We start from the raw sequence: 18,831 nt of genomic DNA, 5'->3' as shown, positions 1-18,831 counted from the left end.
GCTGCGCCGGACCGATGATCACGACCATGACCGAATTGGTAGTCAAGCCAGCGACAACCGAGTGCTGCGGTGCCCGCGTCGATGCGATCAACGTGAGCCGGCACGTCGGTGCGCGGCAGATTCTCCAGCAGATGTCGCTGTCGATCGAGCCGGGCGAGTTGGTCGCCATCGCGGGCGGCAGCGGGGCCGGAAAGACCACCTTGCTGGAGACCCTCGCCGGACTGCAACCACCGTCTGCCGGGCAGGTTCGACACAGCGAATCCCGTATCGGCTATGTGCCGCAAGACGACATCATCCACCTCGAGATGCCCTTGCGCCGCACGCTGCGCTACGCGGCGCGGCTACGGCTTCCCGCGGGCACATCGGCGGCCGAGGCGAACCGGGTTGTCGAGGAGACGATGCGCGACCTCGACCTGGCCGATCGGGCCGAAGTTGCAGTCCGTGCGCTTTCCGGCGGCCAGCGCAAGCGGGCCAGTATCGCGGTGGAACTTTTGACCCGGCCCCGCCTTTTCTTCCTCGACGAACCCACGTCCGGGCTCGATCCCTCGACTGCCGCCGAGGTGATGCGTCTGCTGCGCCGGCTCAGCCAGCGCGGGGTCACCGTCGTACTCACCACACACGAACCGGCGGGCATCGACCGCTGTGACCGGGTGGTGTTCCTGGCACGCGACGGACATCTGGCCTTCACCGGGAGCCCCGCCGCCGCCCGGCGCTATTTCGGCGTGCAGGATCTCGACGAGGTGTACCAGCGCCTGGCCGGTGAGCACACCCCGCAGTTCTGGGCGCAGCGGTTCGCGGAAAGCCGGATGCACTCAAAAGCCTTGCCCGCGTTGGCTTTGCCGGCAATTCCGGCGATCCGCTCACAGATCGAACGCACCGGCATAGTCCGCCAATGGTGGCTGCTCACGCGGCGCAGCGCTGACGTTCTCGCCCGCAACCGGCTGACCCTGGCGATCCTGCTCGGCTCACCGGTGTTAGTGACCGCGATGATGGCGACGCTGTTCAGGCGCGGGGCGTTCGATCCGGGTAATTCAGCCGATGTGGGCCCGGCCCAGATCGTGTTCTGGATTGCCTTTGACGGCTTCTTCTTCGGACTGACCTATGGTTTGCTGCAAATCGTCGGGGAGATGGCCGTTTTCCGACGAGAGCGCCTGGCCGGGCTCAGCGTCGGCGCTTACGTGGCGTCCAAAGTCACGGCGCTGCTTCCGGTTCTGGCTTCAGTGAGCGCGGTGCTGCTCGTTGTGCTGCGCGCGCTCGGTCGGCTGCCCGCCGTCGGATGGCACGTGTACGCCTCGCTGTTCGCCACGATTGTCGTCGAGGCGACCTCGGCGCTGGCCCTCGGTCTGCTCGCATCGGCCGCGGTTTCCAACGCCGCGCAAGCCGCCCTCGCACTGCCGATGCTCTGCTTCCCTCAGGTTCTGTTCGGTGGCGCCATCGTTCCCGTCGACCAGATGGCGGCCCCTGGGCGTCTGATGAGCCTGGTGCTGGCCAACCGCCATGCCTTCGACGCGTTGGGCCGTGACCTGAACCTCGACACATACGCCGCGACGATTCCGGCGATGTCGGCCTACCGCGACACCTTCCAGGGCGGCAACGGCGCCAGTCTCATCGCGCTCGTCTCGCTCGCCGTCGTGCTCACGATGGCCACCGTGTGGGTGCTAGACCGGCGATCAGGCCAGCTTTGAAAAAAATTAGTGATCTTTCGGGTGCCGCGGCACTGCGACAATTTTCGACATGAACACCCCACAACCGCTTCTTCGTACCTCCGCCGCTTACTTCGTCCAGTCCGGCATCGCCTTCGCTGTGTCGTTCGGCGCCTTGGCCATCGGTATCGCATACCTCCCGATGTCCGGTTGGCAGCGCGCATTTCTGGCTATCTGCACACTGTTCCTGGTGACCAGTTGCTTCAATCTCGCCAAGGTGATCCGCGACCAGCACGAAGCCAACCAATTCCGCAATCGGGTCGACGAAGCCCGCTTGGAACAGATGTACGTCGAACACAATCCGCTGAAAGGCGTCGTCTGAAATCGGAGCCACCTAACGGAATCGAACCGTTGACCTGCTCATTACGAGTGAGCCGCTCTACCGACTGAGCTAAGGTGGCATGCCCGACCGGGCGGACCGAGTCTACAGGTCGGACCGCAGCGCCTGCCCGATGGTGGCGACCATCGCATCGACGGCGAACTTGGGTTTGACGTTGACCGCCAGCGCCTCGCGGCACTCGAGCACCGCCTCGATGCACCGCAGCAGCCGGTCGGGTGTGGCGTGTGCGGCCATGGCTGCGATCCGGTCGGCCATGTCGGGATGGTTGGGCCGCACTTCGCCGGCGTTCGACGCCACCAGCAGGGCGTCGCGGAAGTACGTCGCCAGGTCGATCAGCGCGCGGTCCAGCGCATCGCGCGACGCTCTGGTCTGGCGCGACTTCTGCCGTCGCTCCTGGTCTTTGATCGCTCCGGTGGCGCCGCGCAGGGTAGCTGCGGTGCCTTTACCGGTGCCGCCCGCACCCAGCGCGGTCCGTAGCTCCTCGGTTTCGGCCTCGTCGCGCCCGGCGGTGAGCACGAGGGCCTCGTCCCCGGCCGCGGCCACCAGCGCCTCGGCGGCGGCGTAGGCCTTGGATCGGGTCGCCGCGTCACGGGCCAGCCCCAGCGCCTGCAACCGTCGTTCGCGCGCCTGCGGATCGGTGGCCAGCCGCCGCGCCCGGCCCACATGGCCACCGCTGACCGATGCTGCCCAGCTCGCGGTGTCGGCGTCCAGCGCGTCGCTGTCGACCAACACCTGGGCGATGGCCGCGGCCGAGGGTGTCACCAGCGCGATATGCCGGCAGCGCGACCGCAGCGTGATCGCGATGTCCTCGGGGTCCACGGACGGCGCGCACAGCAGAAACACCGTCGACGGCGGCGGTTCCTCGACGACTTTGAGCAACGCGTTCGCCGCGCCTTCGGTCAGCCGGTCGGCGTCCTCGATCAGCACGATCTGCCAACGCCCTGTGCTCGGCCGGCGAGAGGCGATCTGGACGATCGCCCGCATGTCGTCGACGCCGATGGATAGCCCCTCAGGGATGACCCGCCGCACGTCGGCGTGCGTGCCGGCCATCGTCGTCGTGCAGGCACGGCACTCTCCGCAGCCGGGCACGCCCGGTGAGGTGCACTGCAATGCCGCCGCGAAGCACAGCGCCGCGACCGAGCGTCCGGAGCCGGGTGGACCGGTGATCAGCCAGGCATGAGTCATGGCGGCTTCGGAAGCCGCATTGTGAGCTGACTCACCGCGAGCCGCCCGGGCCGCGGCCACCAAGTCGGCTTCCACCGACTCCTGGCCGACCAACCGCGTAAACACCCCGGGCATCACCGGCAACAGTAGCCGCCACAGCTTTTTTGGCTACGTCTTCGTCCCCAGCGCCCGATACGGTGGGCACGTGAGCACGGCAGAGGCACTCCCTCGGCGAATCTTCGGATTCGTCCAGTGGCTGCTGCGCACCCCCTGGCCGGTGTTCGCGCTGAGCGTGCTGCAGGCCGACATCATCGGCGCGCTGCTCGTGCTCGGCTTCCTGCGCTATGGCCTGCCGCCCGAGGACCGCATCGAGCTGCAGGACCTGCCCCGAGCCAACTTGGCGTTCTTCGCGCTCACGCTCGTCCTGCTCTTCGCCACCGGATTTTCGATCAGTACGCGACTGCTGGTGCCGGTATTCCGGTGGCAGCGCCGGGACGGTCTGCTCGGTGACACCGACCCCGCCACCACCGAGCTGGCCCGTAGCCGCGCCCTGCGGATGCCGTTCTACCGCGTGCTGATCAGCATGGGCTACTGGTCGGTCGGCGGAACAATCTTCATCATCGCCAGCTGGCGGGAGACCAGCCACCTGGCACCGGTCGTGGCTGTCGCCGTCGCGCTGGGCGCCACCGCCACCGCGATCATCGGCTACCTGCAGAACGAGCGGGTGCTGCGACCGGTGGCGGTCGCCGCGCTGCGGGGCGGGCTGCCAGAGAACATCCGGGCGTCGGGCGTCATCGGCCGCCAGATGCTGGCCTGGGCGCTGTCGACCGGCGTTCCGTTGCTCGCGATCGTGCTGGCCGTGGTAGCCGACAAGGCTTCGCTGCTGCACGGGACACCCGAGAAGCTGTTCAACCCGATCCTGCTACTGGCGTTAGCTGCACTGGTCGTCGGGTTCGTCAGCACGCTGTTGGTGGCGATGTCGATCGCCGACCCGCTGCGTCAGCTGCGCTGGGCGCTCGGCGAGGTGCAGCACGGCAACTACAACGCGCACATGCAGATCTACGACGCCAGCGAACTGGGCCTACTGCAGGCCGGTTTCAACGACATGGTGCGCGACCTGGCCGAGCGGCAGCGGCTGCGCGACCTGTTCGGCCGCTACGTCGGGGAGGACGTCGCGCGGCGCGCGCTGGAGCGGGGCACCGAGTTGGGCGGCCAGGAGCGCGACGTCGCGGTGTTGTTCGTCGACCTGGTCGGCTCCACCCAGCTCGCGGCGACACGTCCGCCCGCCGAGGTGGTCAACCTGCTCAACGAGTTCTTCCGGGTGGTGGTCGACACCGTCGGCCGGCACGGCGGTTTCGTCAACAAATTCCAGGGTGACGCCGCATTGGCGATCTTCGGCGCACCCATCGAACACCCCGACGCTTCCGGTGGCGCGCTGGCGGCGGCTCGTGAACTGCACGACGAACTGCTTCCGGTGATCGGCTCCGCGGAGTTCGGCATCGGGGTGTCGGCCGGACGCGCCATCGCCGGCCACATCGGCGCACAGGCCCGCTTCGAGTACACCGTGATCGGCGACCCGGTCAACGAGGCGGCGCGGCTGACCGAGCTGGCCAAGCTCGAAGAGGGTCATGTGCTGGCGTCGGCGATCGCGGTCAGCGGGGCGCTCGACGCCGAAGCGTTGTGCTGGGACGTCGCGGAGGTCGTCTCGCTGCGCGGTCGCACCGCACCCACCCAGTTGGCCCGGCCGTTGAATCTGGCTGCCTCAGAAGAGGTTTCCAGCGAGGTGAGCAGCTAACCCTCCGCGAAATAGAAGTCAGGGTCGCGAAAGCGCGAGAATCACTGCCTTGGCTGCTACTTCGCGACAGACAATCCTGGGCTTAACCCCGCTTCTTGGCCGGCGCCCTGCGGGTGCTCTTGCGGGCCGGTCGCTTGGCCGGGCCTCGGGCCCGCCGGTCGGCGAGCAATTCGGCGGCGCGCTCATCGGTGATCGACAACACGTCGTCGCCCTTGCGCAGGCTGGCGTTGGTCTCGCCGTCGGTGACATACGGACCGAATCGACCGTCCTTGATGACCATCGGTTTGCCCGACGCCGGGTCGTTGCCCAGCTCACGCAGCGGGGGCGCCGAAGCGCCTTGGCGGCCTCGGCGTTTCGGCTCGGCGTAGATCTTCAACGCTTCGTCGAGGGTGATGTCGAATATCTGGTCTTCGGTCGCCAGCGAGCGAGAGTCTTTGCCGCGCTTCAGGTATGGCCCATAGCGACCATTCTGCGCAGTGATCTCCTCACCGGTGTCCGCGTCGACACCGACCACGCGCGGCAGTGACAGCAGCTTCAGTGCATCCTCGAGCGTGACGGTCTGCAAATCCATCGAGCGGAGCAGCGATCCTGTGCGCGGCTTGGGACCGGTCGGCTTCTTGCCCTTCTTGGCGGGCGCGGCGTCGTCGCCGTCTTCCGGTGGCTGCGGCAGGATCTCGGTGACATACGGCCCGTAGCGGCCGTCCTTAGCGACGATCTCGTGACCGGTTTCCGGATCCACCCCGAGCACCCGGCCCTCCTGCGGGGTGGCGAACAGCTCTTCGGCCACTTCCAGCGTCAGCTCGTCGGGGGTCAGCGAGTCGTTGAGGTTGGCGCGCTGCGGGGTCGGTTCGCCGTCCTCACCGGTCACCATGCGTTCCAGGTAGGGGCCGTTCTTGCCCACCCGGACGTAGATGGGTCGTCCCTGAGCATCGTCAAATACCCTGATTGAGTTGACTTCTCGCGCGTCGATGCCTTCGAGGTTGACCCCGACCAGCTTCTTCAGACCCCCGGAGCGGGCCACCGAGTCCGGGACGCCGTGGTCGCCGCCGAAGTAGAAGTGGTTGAGCCAGGTGGTGCGCTGCTCGTTGCCCGAGGCGATCGCGTCGAGCTCGTCTTCCATCGCCGCGGTGAAGCTGTAGTCGACCAGCCGGCCGAAATGCTGCTCGAGTAGGCCGATGACGGCGAACGCCACCCACGACGGCACCAGCGCGCTGCCCTTCTTGTACACGTAGCCGCGGTCCTGGATGGTCTTGATGATCGACGAGTAAGTCGACGGCCGCCCGATGCCCAACTCCTCGAGCGCTCGCACCAGCGACGCCTCGGTGTAGCGCGGCGGCGGGTTGGTGGAGTGCCCGTCGGGAGTCAGGTCGGTGGCGTCGAGCCGCTGGCCTTCGGTGAGGTGCGGCAGCCGGCGCTCGGCGTCGTCGGCCTCGCCGCCGGCCAGCTCGTCGACGGTCTCCACATACGCCTTGAGGAAGCCCGGGAAGGTGAGCGTGCGCCCGCTGGCCGAGAACACCACCTGCTGCTCGCCGGATGCGCCCGAGATTCGGAGGCTCAGCGTGGTGCCGCGCGCGTCGGCCATCTGGGAGGCGACGGTGCGCTGCCAGATCAGTTCGTAGAGCCGGAAATCATCGCCGTCCAGTTCGCGGCGCACCGCGTCGGGAGTGGCGAACGTCTCACCGGCGGGCCGGATCGCCTCGTGCGCCTCCTGGGCGTTTTTCACCTTGCGGGTGTACTGCCGCGGCGAGGGGTACACGTATTCCTCGCCGTAGAGCTGGCGGGCCTGAGTGCGGGCGGCGTTGATGGCCGAATCCGACAGCATCGTGGAGTCGGTCCGCATATAGGTGATGTAGCCGTTCTCGTAGAGCCGCTGCGCGATGCTCATCGTCCGCTCGGCGGAGAACCGCAACTTGCGCCCGGCCTCCTGCTGCAGGGTGGAGGTCATAAACGGTGGATAGGGCTTGCGGGTGTACGGCTTTTCCTCCACCGACGCCACGTTGAGCTGCGCGCCGCGCAATCCCTCCGCCAGCGCGGTAGCCCGCGCCTCGTCCAGCACGACGACCTCGTCCGCCTTGCGTAGCGCACCCAGCGAGTCGAAGTCGCGGCCGGTGGCCACCCGCTGACCGTCGACGGAAGTCAACCGGGCGGTGAACGTGGGCGGCTGGGCTTGCGGGTCGGAAACGCTGGCGTCCAGCTGGGCAACGATGTCCCAGTATTCGGCGCTGCGGAAGGCCATCCGGTCGCGTTCGCGCTGCACGATGATGCGGGTGGCCACCGACTGCACCCGGCCCGCCGACAGCTTGGGGGCGACCTTCTTCCACAGCACCGGGCTGACCTCGTAGCCGTACAGCCGGTCCAGGATGCGGCGGGTCTCCTGGGCGTCGACGAGGTCGATGTCCAGGTCGCGCGGATGCTCGGCGGCGGCGCGGATCGCCGGCTCGGTGATCTCGTGGAAGACCATCCGTTTGACCGGGATGTTGGGTTTCAGCGTTTCCAGCAGATGCCAGGCGATGGCTTCGCCCTCGCGGTCGCCGTCAGTGGCCAGATACAGCTCGTCGGCATCCTTGAGCAGGCCTTTGAGCTCGTTGACCGTCCTCTTCTTGTCCGGGCTGATGATGTAGAGCGGCTCGAAGTCGGCGTCGACGTTGACCCCGAGCCGGGCCCAGGGCTCCGATTTGTATTTCGCGGGCACGTCGGCCGCCGCGCGCGGCAAGTCACGGATGTGCCCCCGCGACGACTCGACGACGTAGTTCTTGCCCAGGTAGCTGGCTAATTTGCGCGCCTTGGTGGGCGACTCGACTATGACGAGCCGCCGCGCGCTGCCATTACCCCTGTTTATGGGGTTGCTGCTATCACCCTCAGCCAACTGTGCTTACGCTCACTCTCTCCGGCCGCATCGTGCGCCGGTGCCCCCCTGTGGACACCTGACAATGTGACACCCGGCGCTTGCCGACGCAAACCGACCCCCCGGTAATTGCCCTCTCAATCGCCGCTAAACCCGCGGCCAGGAGTTGAACGCCTCCGCGCAGTCAGGCGGTTCCCCCACGTTCTCTACCAGGCGCGATAGCCTGCGGCGGCCGCTGATCCGCAGCGCCGGGCGAGCCCCGCGAGTGCCGATCAGGGTGGGCGCGATCCCGACCCGCATCAGCGCCGATGCCAGCGGCGAATGGGTGTCCGGCGCGTGCGGGTCAAGGCCGAGCAAATAACGGTCGGCTTCGGGGCTCCCGGCCGCCAGGGTCCACGCCCGTAACTCGCGCGGTCCCGGCAACCACAGCGGTGGCACGGTCTTGACCGCCCCGCGGGTCCACTCCTCGGCGATCGACCGCAGCCTGACGTCCACCGCCGTCCGGACCAGCGGAGTGTCCTCGTCGGTCTGGGTGATCTCGGACGCCAAACCCGCCTCGTCGATCATCTCGGCCAGCGCGCTGGCCCGCCACGGTTGGTCCACCACCACCGACAGCCGGGCGCCACTGCCGACCACCACGACCTGGCCGGAGGCTGCCAACACCCCGGTGAGGTCGGCGACCGCGGGCGGCACCGACTCGGCGGAGAAGAAGGACAGCTGACTCACGTCACCGACAGTAGGCCACGCCCGGCGACGAATCGCGCCGCGAAGCGGCGGGAGGTGGGGGCACCGCCAGCCGCGCTGCGGCAAAGGGGGCGAGCCGGGCAATCGACCGACGTCAAATAAGGCCGGGCAACGAGAACCCCCCGGTCGTACCCGGTGACCGGGACGACGCGGGGGGTTTTCGTCAGAAGCTGCTCAGATGGAGCGGACGCCGGTGGCCTGAGGCCCTTTGGGGCTCTGGCCGACCTCGAACTCGACCCGCTGGTTCTCCTCAAGGGTGCGGAAACCCGTTCCCTGGATTTCCGTGTAGTGGACAAACACGTCGGCCGAACCGTCCTCCGGGGCGATAAAACCAAACCCCTTCTCCGCGTTGAACCACTTCACAGTTCCCTGTGGCATTTCTCGATCTTTCCTTTACTACTGGGGTACGGTGCACCGGCTTTCGGTGCCCCGGGCCCGCTGTGACCGCCATACCTCGCGGAGTTGCCGGAACTTCACCCGAGCAAGAACCTCGCAGGAACCGCGGCCGCAACGTCGATCCTGCGAAAGTTTGACACGAACACAGAAGCTGCGACCGCACATCAGTCAATCATGTTCATCGCGTCGGCGACAGTCTGCCTTGATCAATTCAGCTGGGAGCCGGTGAACAATTCAGTTACGAAGCGGATATGAAGGGGTTCAAAGTGACGTTCGGCAGCGAATTGCTCGCCGTCGCGGTCGCGGGCAGCGAGCCGGGCGAGCAGCCGCTGCGTCATGTCGCCGAGCTGGCGCCGCGCCACGGTGAGCCGTGCCCGTGGCCGGACTGGGTCGAGCCCGACGTGGTTCGCGCGTTCACCGAGTGCGGGATCGCGTCGCCGTGGGCGCATCAGGTCGACGCCGCGGAACTCGCCCACGCCGGGCGCCACGTGGTCATCGGCACCGGCACCGCGTCGGGGAAATCGCTCGCCTATCAGCTTCCCATCCTCAATGTGCTGGCAACCGATCCGCGGGCCCGGGTGCTTTACATTTCGCCGACGAAAGCGCTCGGCCACGACCAGTTGCGCGCCGCGCAGACACTGACCGCGGCGACGCCGCGGCTGCACGACGTCGCACCCACTGCCTACGACGGTGACAGTCCCGCCGAGGTGAGGCGCTTCGCGCGGGAGCGATCGCGGTGGCTGTTCTCCAATCCCGACATGGTCCACCTGGCGCTGTTGCGCAACCATGCTCGCTGGGCGGTGTTCCTGCGTAACCTGCGCTACCTGGTTGTCGACGAATGCCATTACTACCGTGGCATTTTCGGCTCGAACGTGGCGATGGTGCTCCGCCGGCTGCTGCGCTTGTGCGCACGCTACTCCGGGTCACCGACGGTGATCTTCGCCAGCGCGACGACGGCCTCGCCCGGTGAAACCGCCTCAGAGCTCATCGGGCAGTCGGTAGCAGAGATCACCGTGGACGGTTCGCCTCAGGGAGCGCGCACGGTGGCGTTGTGGGAGCCCCCGCTGCGCGCTGACCTGACCGGCGAGAACGGCGCTCCGGTCCGGCGGTCCGCGGGCGCAGAGGCGGCCCGTGTGATGGCGGACCTGATCGCCGAGGGGGCCCGCACCCTGACGTTCGTTCGGTCGCGCCGGGGCGCCGAACTGACCGCGCTGGCCGCCCGGGCGCGCCTGGAGAACATCGCGCCGGAGCTGACGGAGCAGGTGGCGTCCTACCGCGCGGGGTATCTGCCCGAGGACCGCAGCGCGTTGGAACGTGCGCTGGCCGACGGGCAGCTGCGCGGGCTGGCCACCACCAACGCGCTGGAGCTAGGTGTCGATATCGCCGGCCTCGACGCGGTGTTGATGGCCGGCTTCCCGGGAACCGTTACCTCGTTCTGGCAGCAGGCCGGACGCTCGGGGCGACGAGGTCAGGGTGCGCTGGTTGTGCTGATCGCCCGCGACGATCCGCTGGACACTTATCTGGTCCATCACCCTGCGGCGCTGCTGGACAAGCCGATCGAGCGGGTGGTGATCGACCCGGCCAACCCGTACATCCTTGGACCGCAATTATTGTGCGCTGCAACCGAATTGCCGCTCGACGAGGCCGAGGTGCGGGAGTTGGGCGCCGAGCAGGTCGCGGAAACGCTGGAAGACGACGGGCTGCTGCGACGGCGGTCCGGCCGGTATTACCCCGCGCCGGGCGTGGATCCGCATCCCGCAGTGGATATCCGGGGTCCGACCGGCGGGCAGATCGTGATCGTGGAGGCCGACACCGGCCGGCTGCTGGGGACTGCCGGCGTCGGTCAGGCCGCGGCATCGGTGCACCCGGGGGCGGTGTATCTGCACCAGGGTGAGAGCTACGTCGTCGAATCCCTGGATTTCGAGCAGGGCATGGCCTTCGTGCATGCCGGTGATCCCGGATACGCGACGTTCGCACGCGAGCTCACCGATATCGCGGTCACCGGCGCCGGTGAGCGCTGCGAATTCGGGCCCGTCACGCTGGGCCTCGTTCCGGTCGACGTCACCAGCAGAGTCGTCGGCTACCTGCGCCGTCAGCTGAGCGGGGAGATCATCGACTTCGTCGACCTGGATATGCCGGCGCATACGTTGGCCACCACCGCGGTCATGTACACCATCACGCCGGAGGCATTGCAGCGCAACGGCGTTCAAGCGCCGCAGATCCCGGGATCACTACACGCCGCCGAGCATGCGGCGATCGGACTGCTGCCCTTGGTTGCCAGCTGTGACCGCGGGGACATAGGAGGCCTCTCCACTGCCATGGGGCCAGAGGCCGACGGCCTGCCGAGTGTGTTCGTCTATGACGGTTACCCCGGCGGGGCGGGGTTTGCCGAACGCGGTTTCCGCCGGGCAGCCGTCTGGCTGGGCGCCACCGCTGCCGCTATCCAGGCATGTGAATGCCCACACGGATGTCCGTCGTGTGTGCAGTCTCCAAAATGCGGCAGCGGTAACGAACCGCTGGACAAGGCCGGGGCTGTCCGCGTGTTGCGCTTGGTGCTTGCGGAGCTGTCTCGCGATTCATCGTGAGACGACCGGACGACGACCGACCCCTCGACGGTCGACCTCCACGCCTCCGCGTCGTGGCACCTGCCACGTAAGCGCGTTTCTCACTGTTGAAGAGCGCGGACCTGCCGAAATACAAAACGTCGCGACGAACGGTCGGACAACACAATCCGTTCTCAATCCCTGTGGTGCAGCGAAAATACCCGCCCCGGGTAACTGTGTGCAACTCATCAGTCAACCGTGTCGAGATCCGCGTGAGTTGACGGGTGTCGAATCGCGCCGGATCGGCAGGGCGACAACGGGTTAATCCGCGTTTGCTCGCCGGTAAAATCGGGGCATGGCCCACGACTGGCTGCTCGTCGAAACGTTGGGCACCGAACCCGCCGTGGTAGCGCTGGGCCGTCAGCTACGAAATCTCGTTCCGATCAACGCGTTCCTGCGGCGCAATCCGCATCTTGCCGCCATCCGGGCTGCGATCGCCGAGTCGTTGCAGACCGGCCAGAGCCTCGTCAGCATCACGCCCAAAAACGACCGCGTGATCCGCACCGAGCCGGTGCGGATGTCGGACGGCCGAATACACGGCGTACACGTCTGGAGTGGGCCGGTCGCGGCTGAGCCGCCCGAGCGGCCGGTCCCGGGCCCGCTGAAATGGGACATGACCGCTGGCCTCGCCACCGACACGCCGGAGTCGCTGGCCAACAACGGCAGAAACCCCGAGGTGGAAGACACCCACGGTCGCGCGTTTGCGGAGAACTGGCCGTCTCGCGATCTCAAGCCCAACGAAAGCAAGGTGCTGGCGGTGGCAGTCAAGGCCGAACCGGGTCAGACGCTTTGCGACACGTGGGACGGCACCGATTGGCAGGGCAACCACATCCGGGTGAGCTTCGTCGCGCGCAGTGCGCTGGAGCCCGGGCCGGATGGTCGCGACCATGTGATCGCGCGGGGGATGAATTGGCGTGCCGACCCGGCTGGCTCGGTGCACTTGACCGACCGACTGGCGCAGCGAATCCTGCACGGGCTGGCGCAACCGGGCGTGCACCGCGCATTGTTCGATCTCAACAGGTGGACCCTGCTGAAATGGCTCGACGAGCCGTGCCGCTTCTACGACTGGCGCCGCGCCGCGACCAGCTCGCCACGGGTGCACCCCGCCGACGAGCCGAAGATGGCAGCCATGGCAGCCGAATTCGCCGCCGGGACCGCTACCGGGGTCCTACGCATGCCCGGCCACAATGACGACTGGGTTCCCGTGCATGTGACGGTCAACCGAGTGGAGCTCGACGAGAAAACGTTCGCCGGGCTGGTGTCCCTGCGGTTGCCGACCGATGCCGAACTCGTCGAGGCGGGGCTGCGCGAACCGGGCGGCTAAGCCTAATCGTCGGGGCCCGCGCGGGCGGCGGCCCGCGCACTGCCCCACCCGCCGATGGGCACACGCACCTGCACGGTGACCACCACATCCAAGTCGTCGACGGCGCACCCGATGCGATCGATCCGCATCACGCGGGCCACGTTCGTCGCCCGCGCGCAAGCCGTCTCGGGTCCGGCGGGTAGTCGCGCGGCGGCGGCAAGCGCGGCCAAATCGGCGGCCGCCTGGGCGCGGTGACGTGCCACCACCGCAGCACCCAGATACGCGCCGCCGCCGGTGATACCCAGCAAGACGGCGACCATCGCGGCGGCCACCACGGTCGCCGACCCGCGCTCACCGCCGCGGCTCCACCGCCGAGACGCCGGTCGCCGCGATGGGGAGCGCGGGCAGCAGATTCGACCGGGCGGTGACGGTCGCGACGACGAACTCCCCGTCGACCCGCAGCTGCACAGCGGCACCGCCGGGTGCGATTTCGCGTGCGGCGGCGACGGCCGAGCGCTCGTCGCCGCGTGCGGCCAGTCGTGCGGCCTCGCGGGCGGCGTCGACGCAGCGAACCTGCATGGACACCGCCGTGATACCGGCCAGGCAGAGCACCAAGACCGCGACCAGCGCGGCGATGCCGAGCGCCGCTTCGACGGTGCTGGCGCCGGCATCATCGGTTACGCCTTGGTGTTGAGGGCGCGGGTGATGATGTTGGTCAACGCCGCGACGATGGAATCGCCGGTGACGACCGTGTAGAGGATCGCAGCGAACGCCGCCGCCGCGATCGTTCCGATGGCGTATTCGACCGTGGACATGCCCGACTCGTCGACGGCCAGCAATGCCAAGCGTGGCTTTAGCACCCGAAATGTGTTGGCTATCTTCATCTTTTCCTCCTTTCATCACAACAAGCCTGACTGCAGCAGGTCACCCGCCAGCCCGGCCACCACCGGAACGATGCCCAGGCACACGAACGCAGGCAGAAAACACATCCCGAGCGGCCCGGCGATCAGGACCGCGGCCCGCTCGGCGGCCGCGGCGGCAGCGGCGGCCGCGTTGTGGCGACACTGCACGGCAAGCTCGGCCACCGCCTCGGCGAGCGCCGCACCGGATGCGGCCGATCGTCGCGCCAGCCGCAGCAGCGCGTCGGTCTGCGCGTCGAGGGACCCGGCCGCCAGGTCCGGCGGCGCCGACCATGCGACGGCAGGGTCGGCGCCCAACGCCAGCAGATCGGCGGCCCGGCGCAGGATCCTGGCCAGCGCCGCGGGCGCCGAGGGCGCGGCCGCAGCCGCGGCCGTCGAGACCGGCATGCCCGCTGCCAGGCAAACAGCCAGCACGTCCAGGCTCGACGCGACGGCCAGCGGGTCCACGTCACGCGGTGACCGGCGCGGCGTCCAATGCGCGCGGGCCGGCATCCCGGCCCGCGCCCGCACCGTCGACGTCCCGGCACCGCTCAACAGCGCTGCCGCCAGCAGCATCGCCGCTGTAGTCATGACGACGCCACCCGATCGGTGATGTGGTCGGACCACAGCAGCCCGCTGCACGCCAGCGTCACCCCGACGACCAGCAGCCAGCCGCCCGCGTGTCCGCCCAGCAAGAACGCCACCGGGTCCGCCCCGATCAGCTGACCCAGCAGCACAGCGAGCAGCGGCAGGCCGGCCAGGATGACCGCGGTTGCCCGGGAGCCAGCCATTGCCGACGTCACGCGTGCCGAAAACCGTTGTCGTTCAACAATATCGCGCTGCGCAGCGCGCATCAGTGTTGACATCGCCAGGCCGTGTTCGGCGGCGAGTTCCCAACACACCGCGAGCCGTTCCCATTGCGCGGGCAATGCCGAAGTCTCGGCGACACTGCGCAGACCGGCACCGACGTCGGCGCCCAGCCGCGCACGTGCCGCCACCGCGCGACATGAGTTCGCGACCGCGCCAACCGTTTCGTCTGCCGCGACGGCGAAGGCCCGTGCCGGGTGGGCTCCCACCCGCAGTTCGCCCACCAACACATCGATCGCGGTTTCCAGCGCGCGGCTCTCAGCCAGGCCGCGACGGCTGCGGCGCCGCCGCCGGTACCGCAGTCCGCCCGTTGCGGCCAGCACCGCGGCAGCGAGAACCGTTGTCAGCGGCAGCAATACGACAGCGGCGGCCGCCGCACACACTGCCAAGCATCCGATTGCCGACCGTGGCACGCGCACCCGGCCGTCGGAGGCAAGGCGTCGCCGCGGTGAGCACGGCAATGCCATCACCGACATCGACAACGCCAATGTGGCCGCCACCGGACCGCTCATGCCGGTGTCCGGCTCTGCAGCAATCGGCGCAGGACCGCGATTTCGTCGGTCGGTCCGCGGTCGGCGTGCCAGACGGTGATCGCGCTGACCCGCCCGTCGGTTTGGCGCAGGACCGCGATCTCATCGAGGCGCCGCCGCCCGGTGCGGTCGCGGGCAACATGCAGCAACACTTGGACCGCCGCGGCGAGTTGACTGTGCAGCGCAGCGCGATCCAGCCCGCCGAGAGCGCCCAACGCCTCCAGCCGCGCCGGCACTTCACCGGGATTGTTGGCGTGCACCGTTCCCGCGCCGCCGTCGTGGCCGGTGTTCAACGCCGCCAGCAGATCGACGACCTCGGCACCCCTGACCTCGCCGACGACGATGCGGTCCGGCCGCATCCGCAGCGCTTGGCGAACGAGTTGGCGCACCGTGACCTCGCCAACGCCTTCCACATTCGCGCATCGCGCGACCAGCTTGACCAGATGCGGATGCCGAGGCGCCAGCTCCGCGGCGTCCTCGACGCACACGATCCGTTCGTCGGTGGCCACCGCGTTGAGCATCGCCGCGAGCAACGTGGTCTTACCCGCCCCCGTTCCGCCGGACACCAGGAAGGCCAGCCTGGCGGCGATGATGTCGGCGAGCAGTGCGGCGGCCGTCGGCGCGATGGCGCCCGCCGCGATCAGCGCGGCCAAATCCTGGGTGGCGGGCCGCAATACTCGCAGCGACAGGCAGGTGCCGCCGACGGCGACCGGCGGCAGCACTGCATGCAGCCGGACCGTGAAAGCGCCGGCGCCCACACCGGTCAGCTGTCCGTCCACCCAAGGCTGCGCGTCGTCGAGCCGGCGACCGGCCGCCAATGCCAGCCGCTGCGCCAGCCGCCGCACCGCGGCTTCGTCGGCAAACCGAACATCGCTGCGCCGCAGTCCGTTTCCGTCGTCGACCCACACCGCGTCCGGCGCGGTCACCAGCACATCGGTGGTGTCGTCGGCGCATAGCAGCGGCTCGAGGATCCCGGCGCCGGTCAGCTCGGTCTGCAGTACCCGAAGATTGCTCAGCAGTTCGATGTCGCCGAGAACCCCGCCGGACTCGACCCGGATAGCGTCGGCCACCACCGTCGGACGCAGCGGGGCGGATTCCGTCGCCAGCCGCTCGCGCACCCGATCGATCAATGAACCGCTCACGCCACCCGGCCTTCGACCCGGGCCGGCGGGCGTGCGGGCAGCACAGCAAGGACCCGCCGGGCCGCCGCCCCCAGCGCGGAGCGCCGCCGCAATCGCAGCCCACCATGTTCGAGCTGCTCGGCCAGCCGCGGCTCCGGCTTCATCGTCGCCAGCAGCGGCACCGCCGCGATTTCAGCCACCTCGCCCGCCCGCAGACCACCCGGCGACGGCCCGCGCACGACCAGTCCGACATTGGGATTGATTCCGGCGATCACCGCCGCGATCGTCGCGGTGGCGGCACACGCCCGCACGTCGCATTGGCTGATCACCACGACCAGATCAGCGGCGTCGAGCGCGGTTTGAGCGGCATCGGTCAACCGACGTGGAAGGTCGCACACCACGGTCGCGCCGCCGCGGCGCCCAGCATCGATGACGGCCTCCACCGCCTTGGCGTCCGGTTCATATTCGCGTCGAGTGCCCGAGAGCATGCAGACCCCGCGGTGTCGTGGCAACGCGTCGCGCATGGCCGCCCAGTTCAGCCGTCCGCCTTGCAGCGCCAAGTCGGGCCATCGCACGCCAGGTGTGCTTTCGCAACCCATCAGCAGATCGATGCCGCCGGCCCAGGAATCAAGATCGACCAGGAGCGGATCGGTGGCCGCTTGCGCCAAGGCGGCAGCGAAGAGTGAAGCGCCCGCTCCGCCGCGTCCGCCAATGACCGCGATGGCTTCACCGCGGGAACCGCTGTCACGCGCCGCGTCCCCGGCGTCGGCGAGCTCGCGGACCAGATCGCGTTCCTGCGAGGGGAGCCTGAACACATGCCGGGCGCCGACCTCGATCGCCGCGGCCCACGTCGCCGGCGCCGGCTCGGTCGCGGTCACCACGATGACATGCGGGCGGCGCGGAAGTGCGGCGTGGGCGCATTGACCCGTCGCGGCCTCGTCGAGCAGCACCGCCGCGGCCGCCGACCACGTTTTCCTGCTCACCGGTGGTGTACTGCCGGCGTGAACCACCCGCACACCCACCGCGGCGGCGACGCGGTCCACTTCGGCACGCAGCGCCGATTCGGCCAGCACGGCCAGTACCCCGCGGGTACCGGTTGTGGGTGTCATTCGCCCACCGTGCCCGGGGGCGATGTCGTCCCGCCAGCAGCGAATGCCGATCTGTGGACAGCATCCGAACTGTGCACAAACCTGTGGGCTGCGCGCGCCAAAGAGAGGGCCGGGCCGGATAGGGGCGAGAAATTCGGGTAAAAAAGGGACGACCCCCGCCAGGGGGGGAGGAGGCGAGGGTCGTCGTGTATCAGCCCCGGGGGGTCGGGCTGATACACCCTCGGCATAAGCCGAGTACTGCTTACTATACACACGACAGCTGCGCCGGGCGCAAGAGCTGCTTGCAATAGAAAGCATGACGTCCAACTACATTGGTGTAACTGCAGCAAGTCCTGCGAGCAACCAAACCGGGCCTGACCGGCTGTTTTAACCACGCCGTCGCGCTTAGTCGCACGCTCGCCCTATGCTTGGCCGGTGACCGTCTCCGACTCGGCCGCTGACCAGCAAACATCGCAGCAAGCACGGGCAAGTTCGGGTTCAATTCCCCGTACCGCCGCTTTCTTCGATCTTGATAAAACCATCATCGCGAAGTCCAGCACGCTGTTGTTCAGCAAACCCTTTTTCGCCCAGGGATTGATCAATCGGCGCGCCGTGCTCAAGTCCAGCTACGCCCAGTTCCTGTACCTGCTGTCCGGCGCCGATCACGATCAGATGGACCGGATGCGCATCCACCTGACCAACATGTGCACCGGCTGGGATGTGGAGCAGGTCAAATCGATCGTCAACGAAACCCTGCATGACATCGTGACGCCGTTGGTATTCGCGGAAGCGGCGGACCTGATCGCCAGCCACAAGCTCTGCGGCCGCGACGTGGTGGTGGTATCCGCATCCGGTGAGGAGCTGGTGGCGCCGATTGCGCGCGCGCTCGGCGCGACGCATGCGATGGCGACTCGCATGGTCGTCGAAGACGGCAAGTACACCGGAGAGATCGCGTTCTACTGCTACGGCGAGGGCAAGGTGCAGGCGATCCGCGAGTTGGCCGCACGCGAGGGTTACCCGCTCGAGCACTGCTACGCCTACTCCGACTCGATCACCGACTTGCCGATGCTCGAGGCCGTCGGACATCCGAGCGTGGTCAACCCGGACCGCGCCCTGCGCAAGGAGGCGATCGCCCGCGGCTGGCCGGTACTGAGTTTCTCCCGCCCGGTCTCGCTGCGTGACCGCATCCCGGCGCCGTCGGGAGCCGCGGTCGCCACGACGGCCGCGGTGGGTGTCAGTGCGCTGGCCGCCGGAGCGCTGACGTACTCGTTGCTTCGCCGCTTCTCCCTGTAGGCGCGTCGTCCAGCAAACTGCTCGTGGCACGACGCCATGTAACTTCAGCGTTTCGTCACGCTTAAAAAATCAATTGACCCTTGATGTGATAGAGGTCACGTAGTACAAAGGAGTCACGGAAGCCCGGTACGGCCAAGGTC

General features: G+C 68.2%; 17 protein-coding genes and 1 tRNA gene. 6 read left to right on the top strand and 12 right to left on the bottom strand.

Annotation, left to right across the window (positions count from 1 at the left end):
* Positions 1 to 26 precede the first annotated feature (26 nt).
* A complete protein-coding gene (locus tag AWC06_RS22195) occupies positions 27 to 1,685 on the top strand; it encodes an ABC transporter ATP-binding protein/permease (protein ID WP_085200189.1) in 1,659 nt (552 codons plus the stop codon).
* Positions 1,686 to 1,734: 49 nt separating this feature from the next.
* On the top strand, positions 1,735 to 2,025 hold the full coding sequence (locus AWC06_RS22190) for a YiaA/YiaB family inner membrane protein (protein WP_085200170.1): 291 nt from the start codon (positions 1,735 to 1,737) through the stop codon (positions 2,023 to 2,025).
* A 6-nt stretch (positions 2,026 to 2,031) separates the two neighbouring features.
* On the opposite strand, the gene AWC06_RS22185 is transcribed toward AWC06_RS22190, so the two are convergent.
* Positions 2,032 to 2,104 (bottom strand) — tRNA-Thr (locus AWC06_RS22185).
* A gap of 23 nt (positions 2,105 to 2,127) precedes the next feature.
* The gene (locus tag AWC06_RS22180; RefSeq protein WP_085200169.1) at positions 2,128 to 3,342 is read right to left on the bottom strand and encodes a DNA polymerase III subunit delta'; all 1,215 of its coding nucleotides are present in this window, start codon (positions 3,340 to 3,342) and stop codon (positions 2,128 to 2,130) included.
* Between AWC06_RS22180 and AWC06_RS22175 the strand changes: the two genes are divergently transcribed.
* A complete protein-coding gene (locus tag AWC06_RS22175) occupies positions 3,341 to 5,002 on the top strand; it encodes an adenylate/guanylate cyclase domain-containing protein (protein ID WP_227371195.1) in 1,662 nt (553 codons plus the stop codon). The genes AWC06_RS22180 and AWC06_RS22175 overlap by 2 nt on opposite strands.
* An 82-nt stretch (positions 5,003 to 5,084) precedes the next feature.
* Here AWC06_RS22175 and topA read toward each other — a convergent pair whose 3' ends face one another.
* The 3 genes from topA to cspA all read right to left on the bottom strand — a co-directional run bounded on the left by topA (position 5,085) and on the right by cspA (position 8,969).
* Positions 5,085 to 7,868, bottom strand: a complete 2,784-nt coding sequence (gene topA / locus AWC06_RS22170; protein ID WP_085200167.1) for a type I DNA topoisomerase — start codon at positions 7,866 to 7,868, stop codon at positions 5,085 to 5,087.
* Between the two features lie 126 nt (positions 7,869 to 7,994).
* Positions 7,995 to 8,573 carry a hypothetical protein gene (locus AWC06_RS22165; RefSeq protein WP_085200166.1) on the bottom strand — a complete coding sequence of 193 codons (579 nt, stop codon included), beginning with the start codon at positions 8,571 to 8,573 and terminating at the stop codon, positions 7,995 to 7,997.
* Between the two features lie 192 nt (positions 8,574 to 8,765).
* A complete protein-coding gene (gene cspA, locus AWC06_RS22160) occupies positions 8,766 to 8,969 on the bottom strand; it encodes a cold shock protein CspA (protein WP_083088599.1) in 204 nt (67 codons plus the stop codon).
* Between the two features lie 269 nt (positions 8,970 to 9,238).
* Between cspA and AWC06_RS22155 the strand changes: the two genes are divergently transcribed.
* A complete protein-coding gene (locus AWC06_RS22155; protein ID WP_085200165.1) occupies positions 9,239 to 11,572 on the top strand; it encodes a DEAD/DEAH box helicase in 2,334 nt (777 codons plus the stop codon).
* Between the two features lie 313 nt (positions 11,573 to 11,885).
* Positions 11,886 to 12,914: a PAS domain-containing protein gene (locus AWC06_RS22150; protein WP_085200164.1), complete on the top strand. Its 1,029-nt coding sequence runs from the start codon at positions 11,886 to 11,888 to the stop codon at positions 12,912 to 12,914.
* A 2-nt stretch (positions 12,915 to 12,916) separates the two neighbouring features.
* On the opposite strand, the gene AWC06_RS23770 is transcribed toward AWC06_RS22150, so the two are convergent.
* From AWC06_RS23770 to ssd, 7 genes are read right to left on the bottom strand one after another with little or no spacing between them, the layout of a single operon-like run.
* Positions 12,917 to 13,225 (bottom strand): Rv3654c family TadE-like protein, encoded by a 309-nt coding sequence (locus tag AWC06_RS23770; protein WP_308204217.1) that lies wholly within the window; start codon positions 13,223 to 13,225, stop codon positions 12,917 to 12,919.
* A gap of 19 nt (positions 13,226 to 13,244) precedes the next feature.
* On the bottom strand, positions 13,245 to 13,529 hold the full coding sequence (locus tag AWC06_RS23765; protein WP_227371187.1) for a TadE family type IV pilus minor pilin: 285 nt from the start codon (positions 13,527 to 13,529) through the stop codon (positions 13,245 to 13,247).
* Positions 13,530 to 13,570: 41 nt separating this feature from the next.
* The gene (locus tag AWC06_RS22140) at positions 13,571 to 13,777 is read right to left on the bottom strand and encodes a DUF4244 domain-containing protein (protein ID WP_085200163.1); all 207 of its coding nucleotides are present in this window, start codon (positions 13,775 to 13,777) and stop codon (positions 13,571 to 13,573) included.
* A 15-nt stretch (positions 13,778 to 13,792) separates the two neighbouring features.
* Positions 13,793 to 14,383: a type II secretion system F family protein gene (locus AWC06_RS22135; protein ID WP_211282013.1), complete on the bottom strand. Its 591-nt coding sequence runs from the start codon at positions 14,381 to 14,383 to the stop codon at positions 13,793 to 13,795.
* Positions 14,380 to 15,171: a type II secretion system F family protein gene (locus AWC06_RS22130; protein ID WP_085200161.1), complete on the bottom strand. Its 792-nt coding sequence runs from the start codon at positions 15,169 to 15,171 to the stop codon at positions 14,380 to 14,382. The genes AWC06_RS22135 and AWC06_RS22130 overlap by 4 nt, the downstream gene beginning before the upstream one ends.
* Positions 15,168 to 16,331, bottom strand: a complete 1,164-nt coding sequence (locus AWC06_RS22125) for a TadA family conjugal transfer-associated ATPase (protein ID WP_085200160.1) — start codon at positions 16,329 to 16,331, stop codon at positions 15,168 to 15,170. Before AWC06_RS22125 ends, AWC06_RS22130 begins: the two co-directional genes overlap by 4 nt.
* Complete coding sequence (gene ssd / locus AWC06_RS22120; RefSeq protein WP_264480460.1) at positions 16,328 to 17,419, bottom strand: septum site-determining protein Ssd; 1,092 nt, start codon at positions 17,417 to 17,419, stop codon at positions 16,328 to 16,330. Before ssd ends, AWC06_RS22125 begins: the two co-directional genes overlap by 4 nt.
* A gap of 414 nt (positions 17,420 to 17,833) precedes the next feature.
* Between ssd and AWC06_RS22115 the strand changes: the two genes are divergently transcribed.
* Positions 17,834 to 18,691 carry an HAD-IB family hydrolase gene (locus AWC06_RS22115; protein ID WP_085200159.1) on the top strand — a complete coding sequence of 286 codons (858 nt, stop codon included), beginning with the start codon at positions 17,834 to 17,836 and terminating at the stop codon, positions 18,689 to 18,691.
* Positions 18,692 to 18,831 lie beyond the last annotated feature (140 nt).

Source organism: Mycobacterium fragae (assembly GCF_002102185.1).
In the GTDB taxonomy this organism is placed as follows: domain Bacteria; phylum Actinomycetota; class Actinomycetes; order Mycobacteriales; family Mycobacteriaceae; genus Mycobacterium; species Mycobacterium fragae.
Note: the sequence above shows the minus strand (reverse complement) of the source record. Positions and strands in the feature narration are given on the sequence as shown.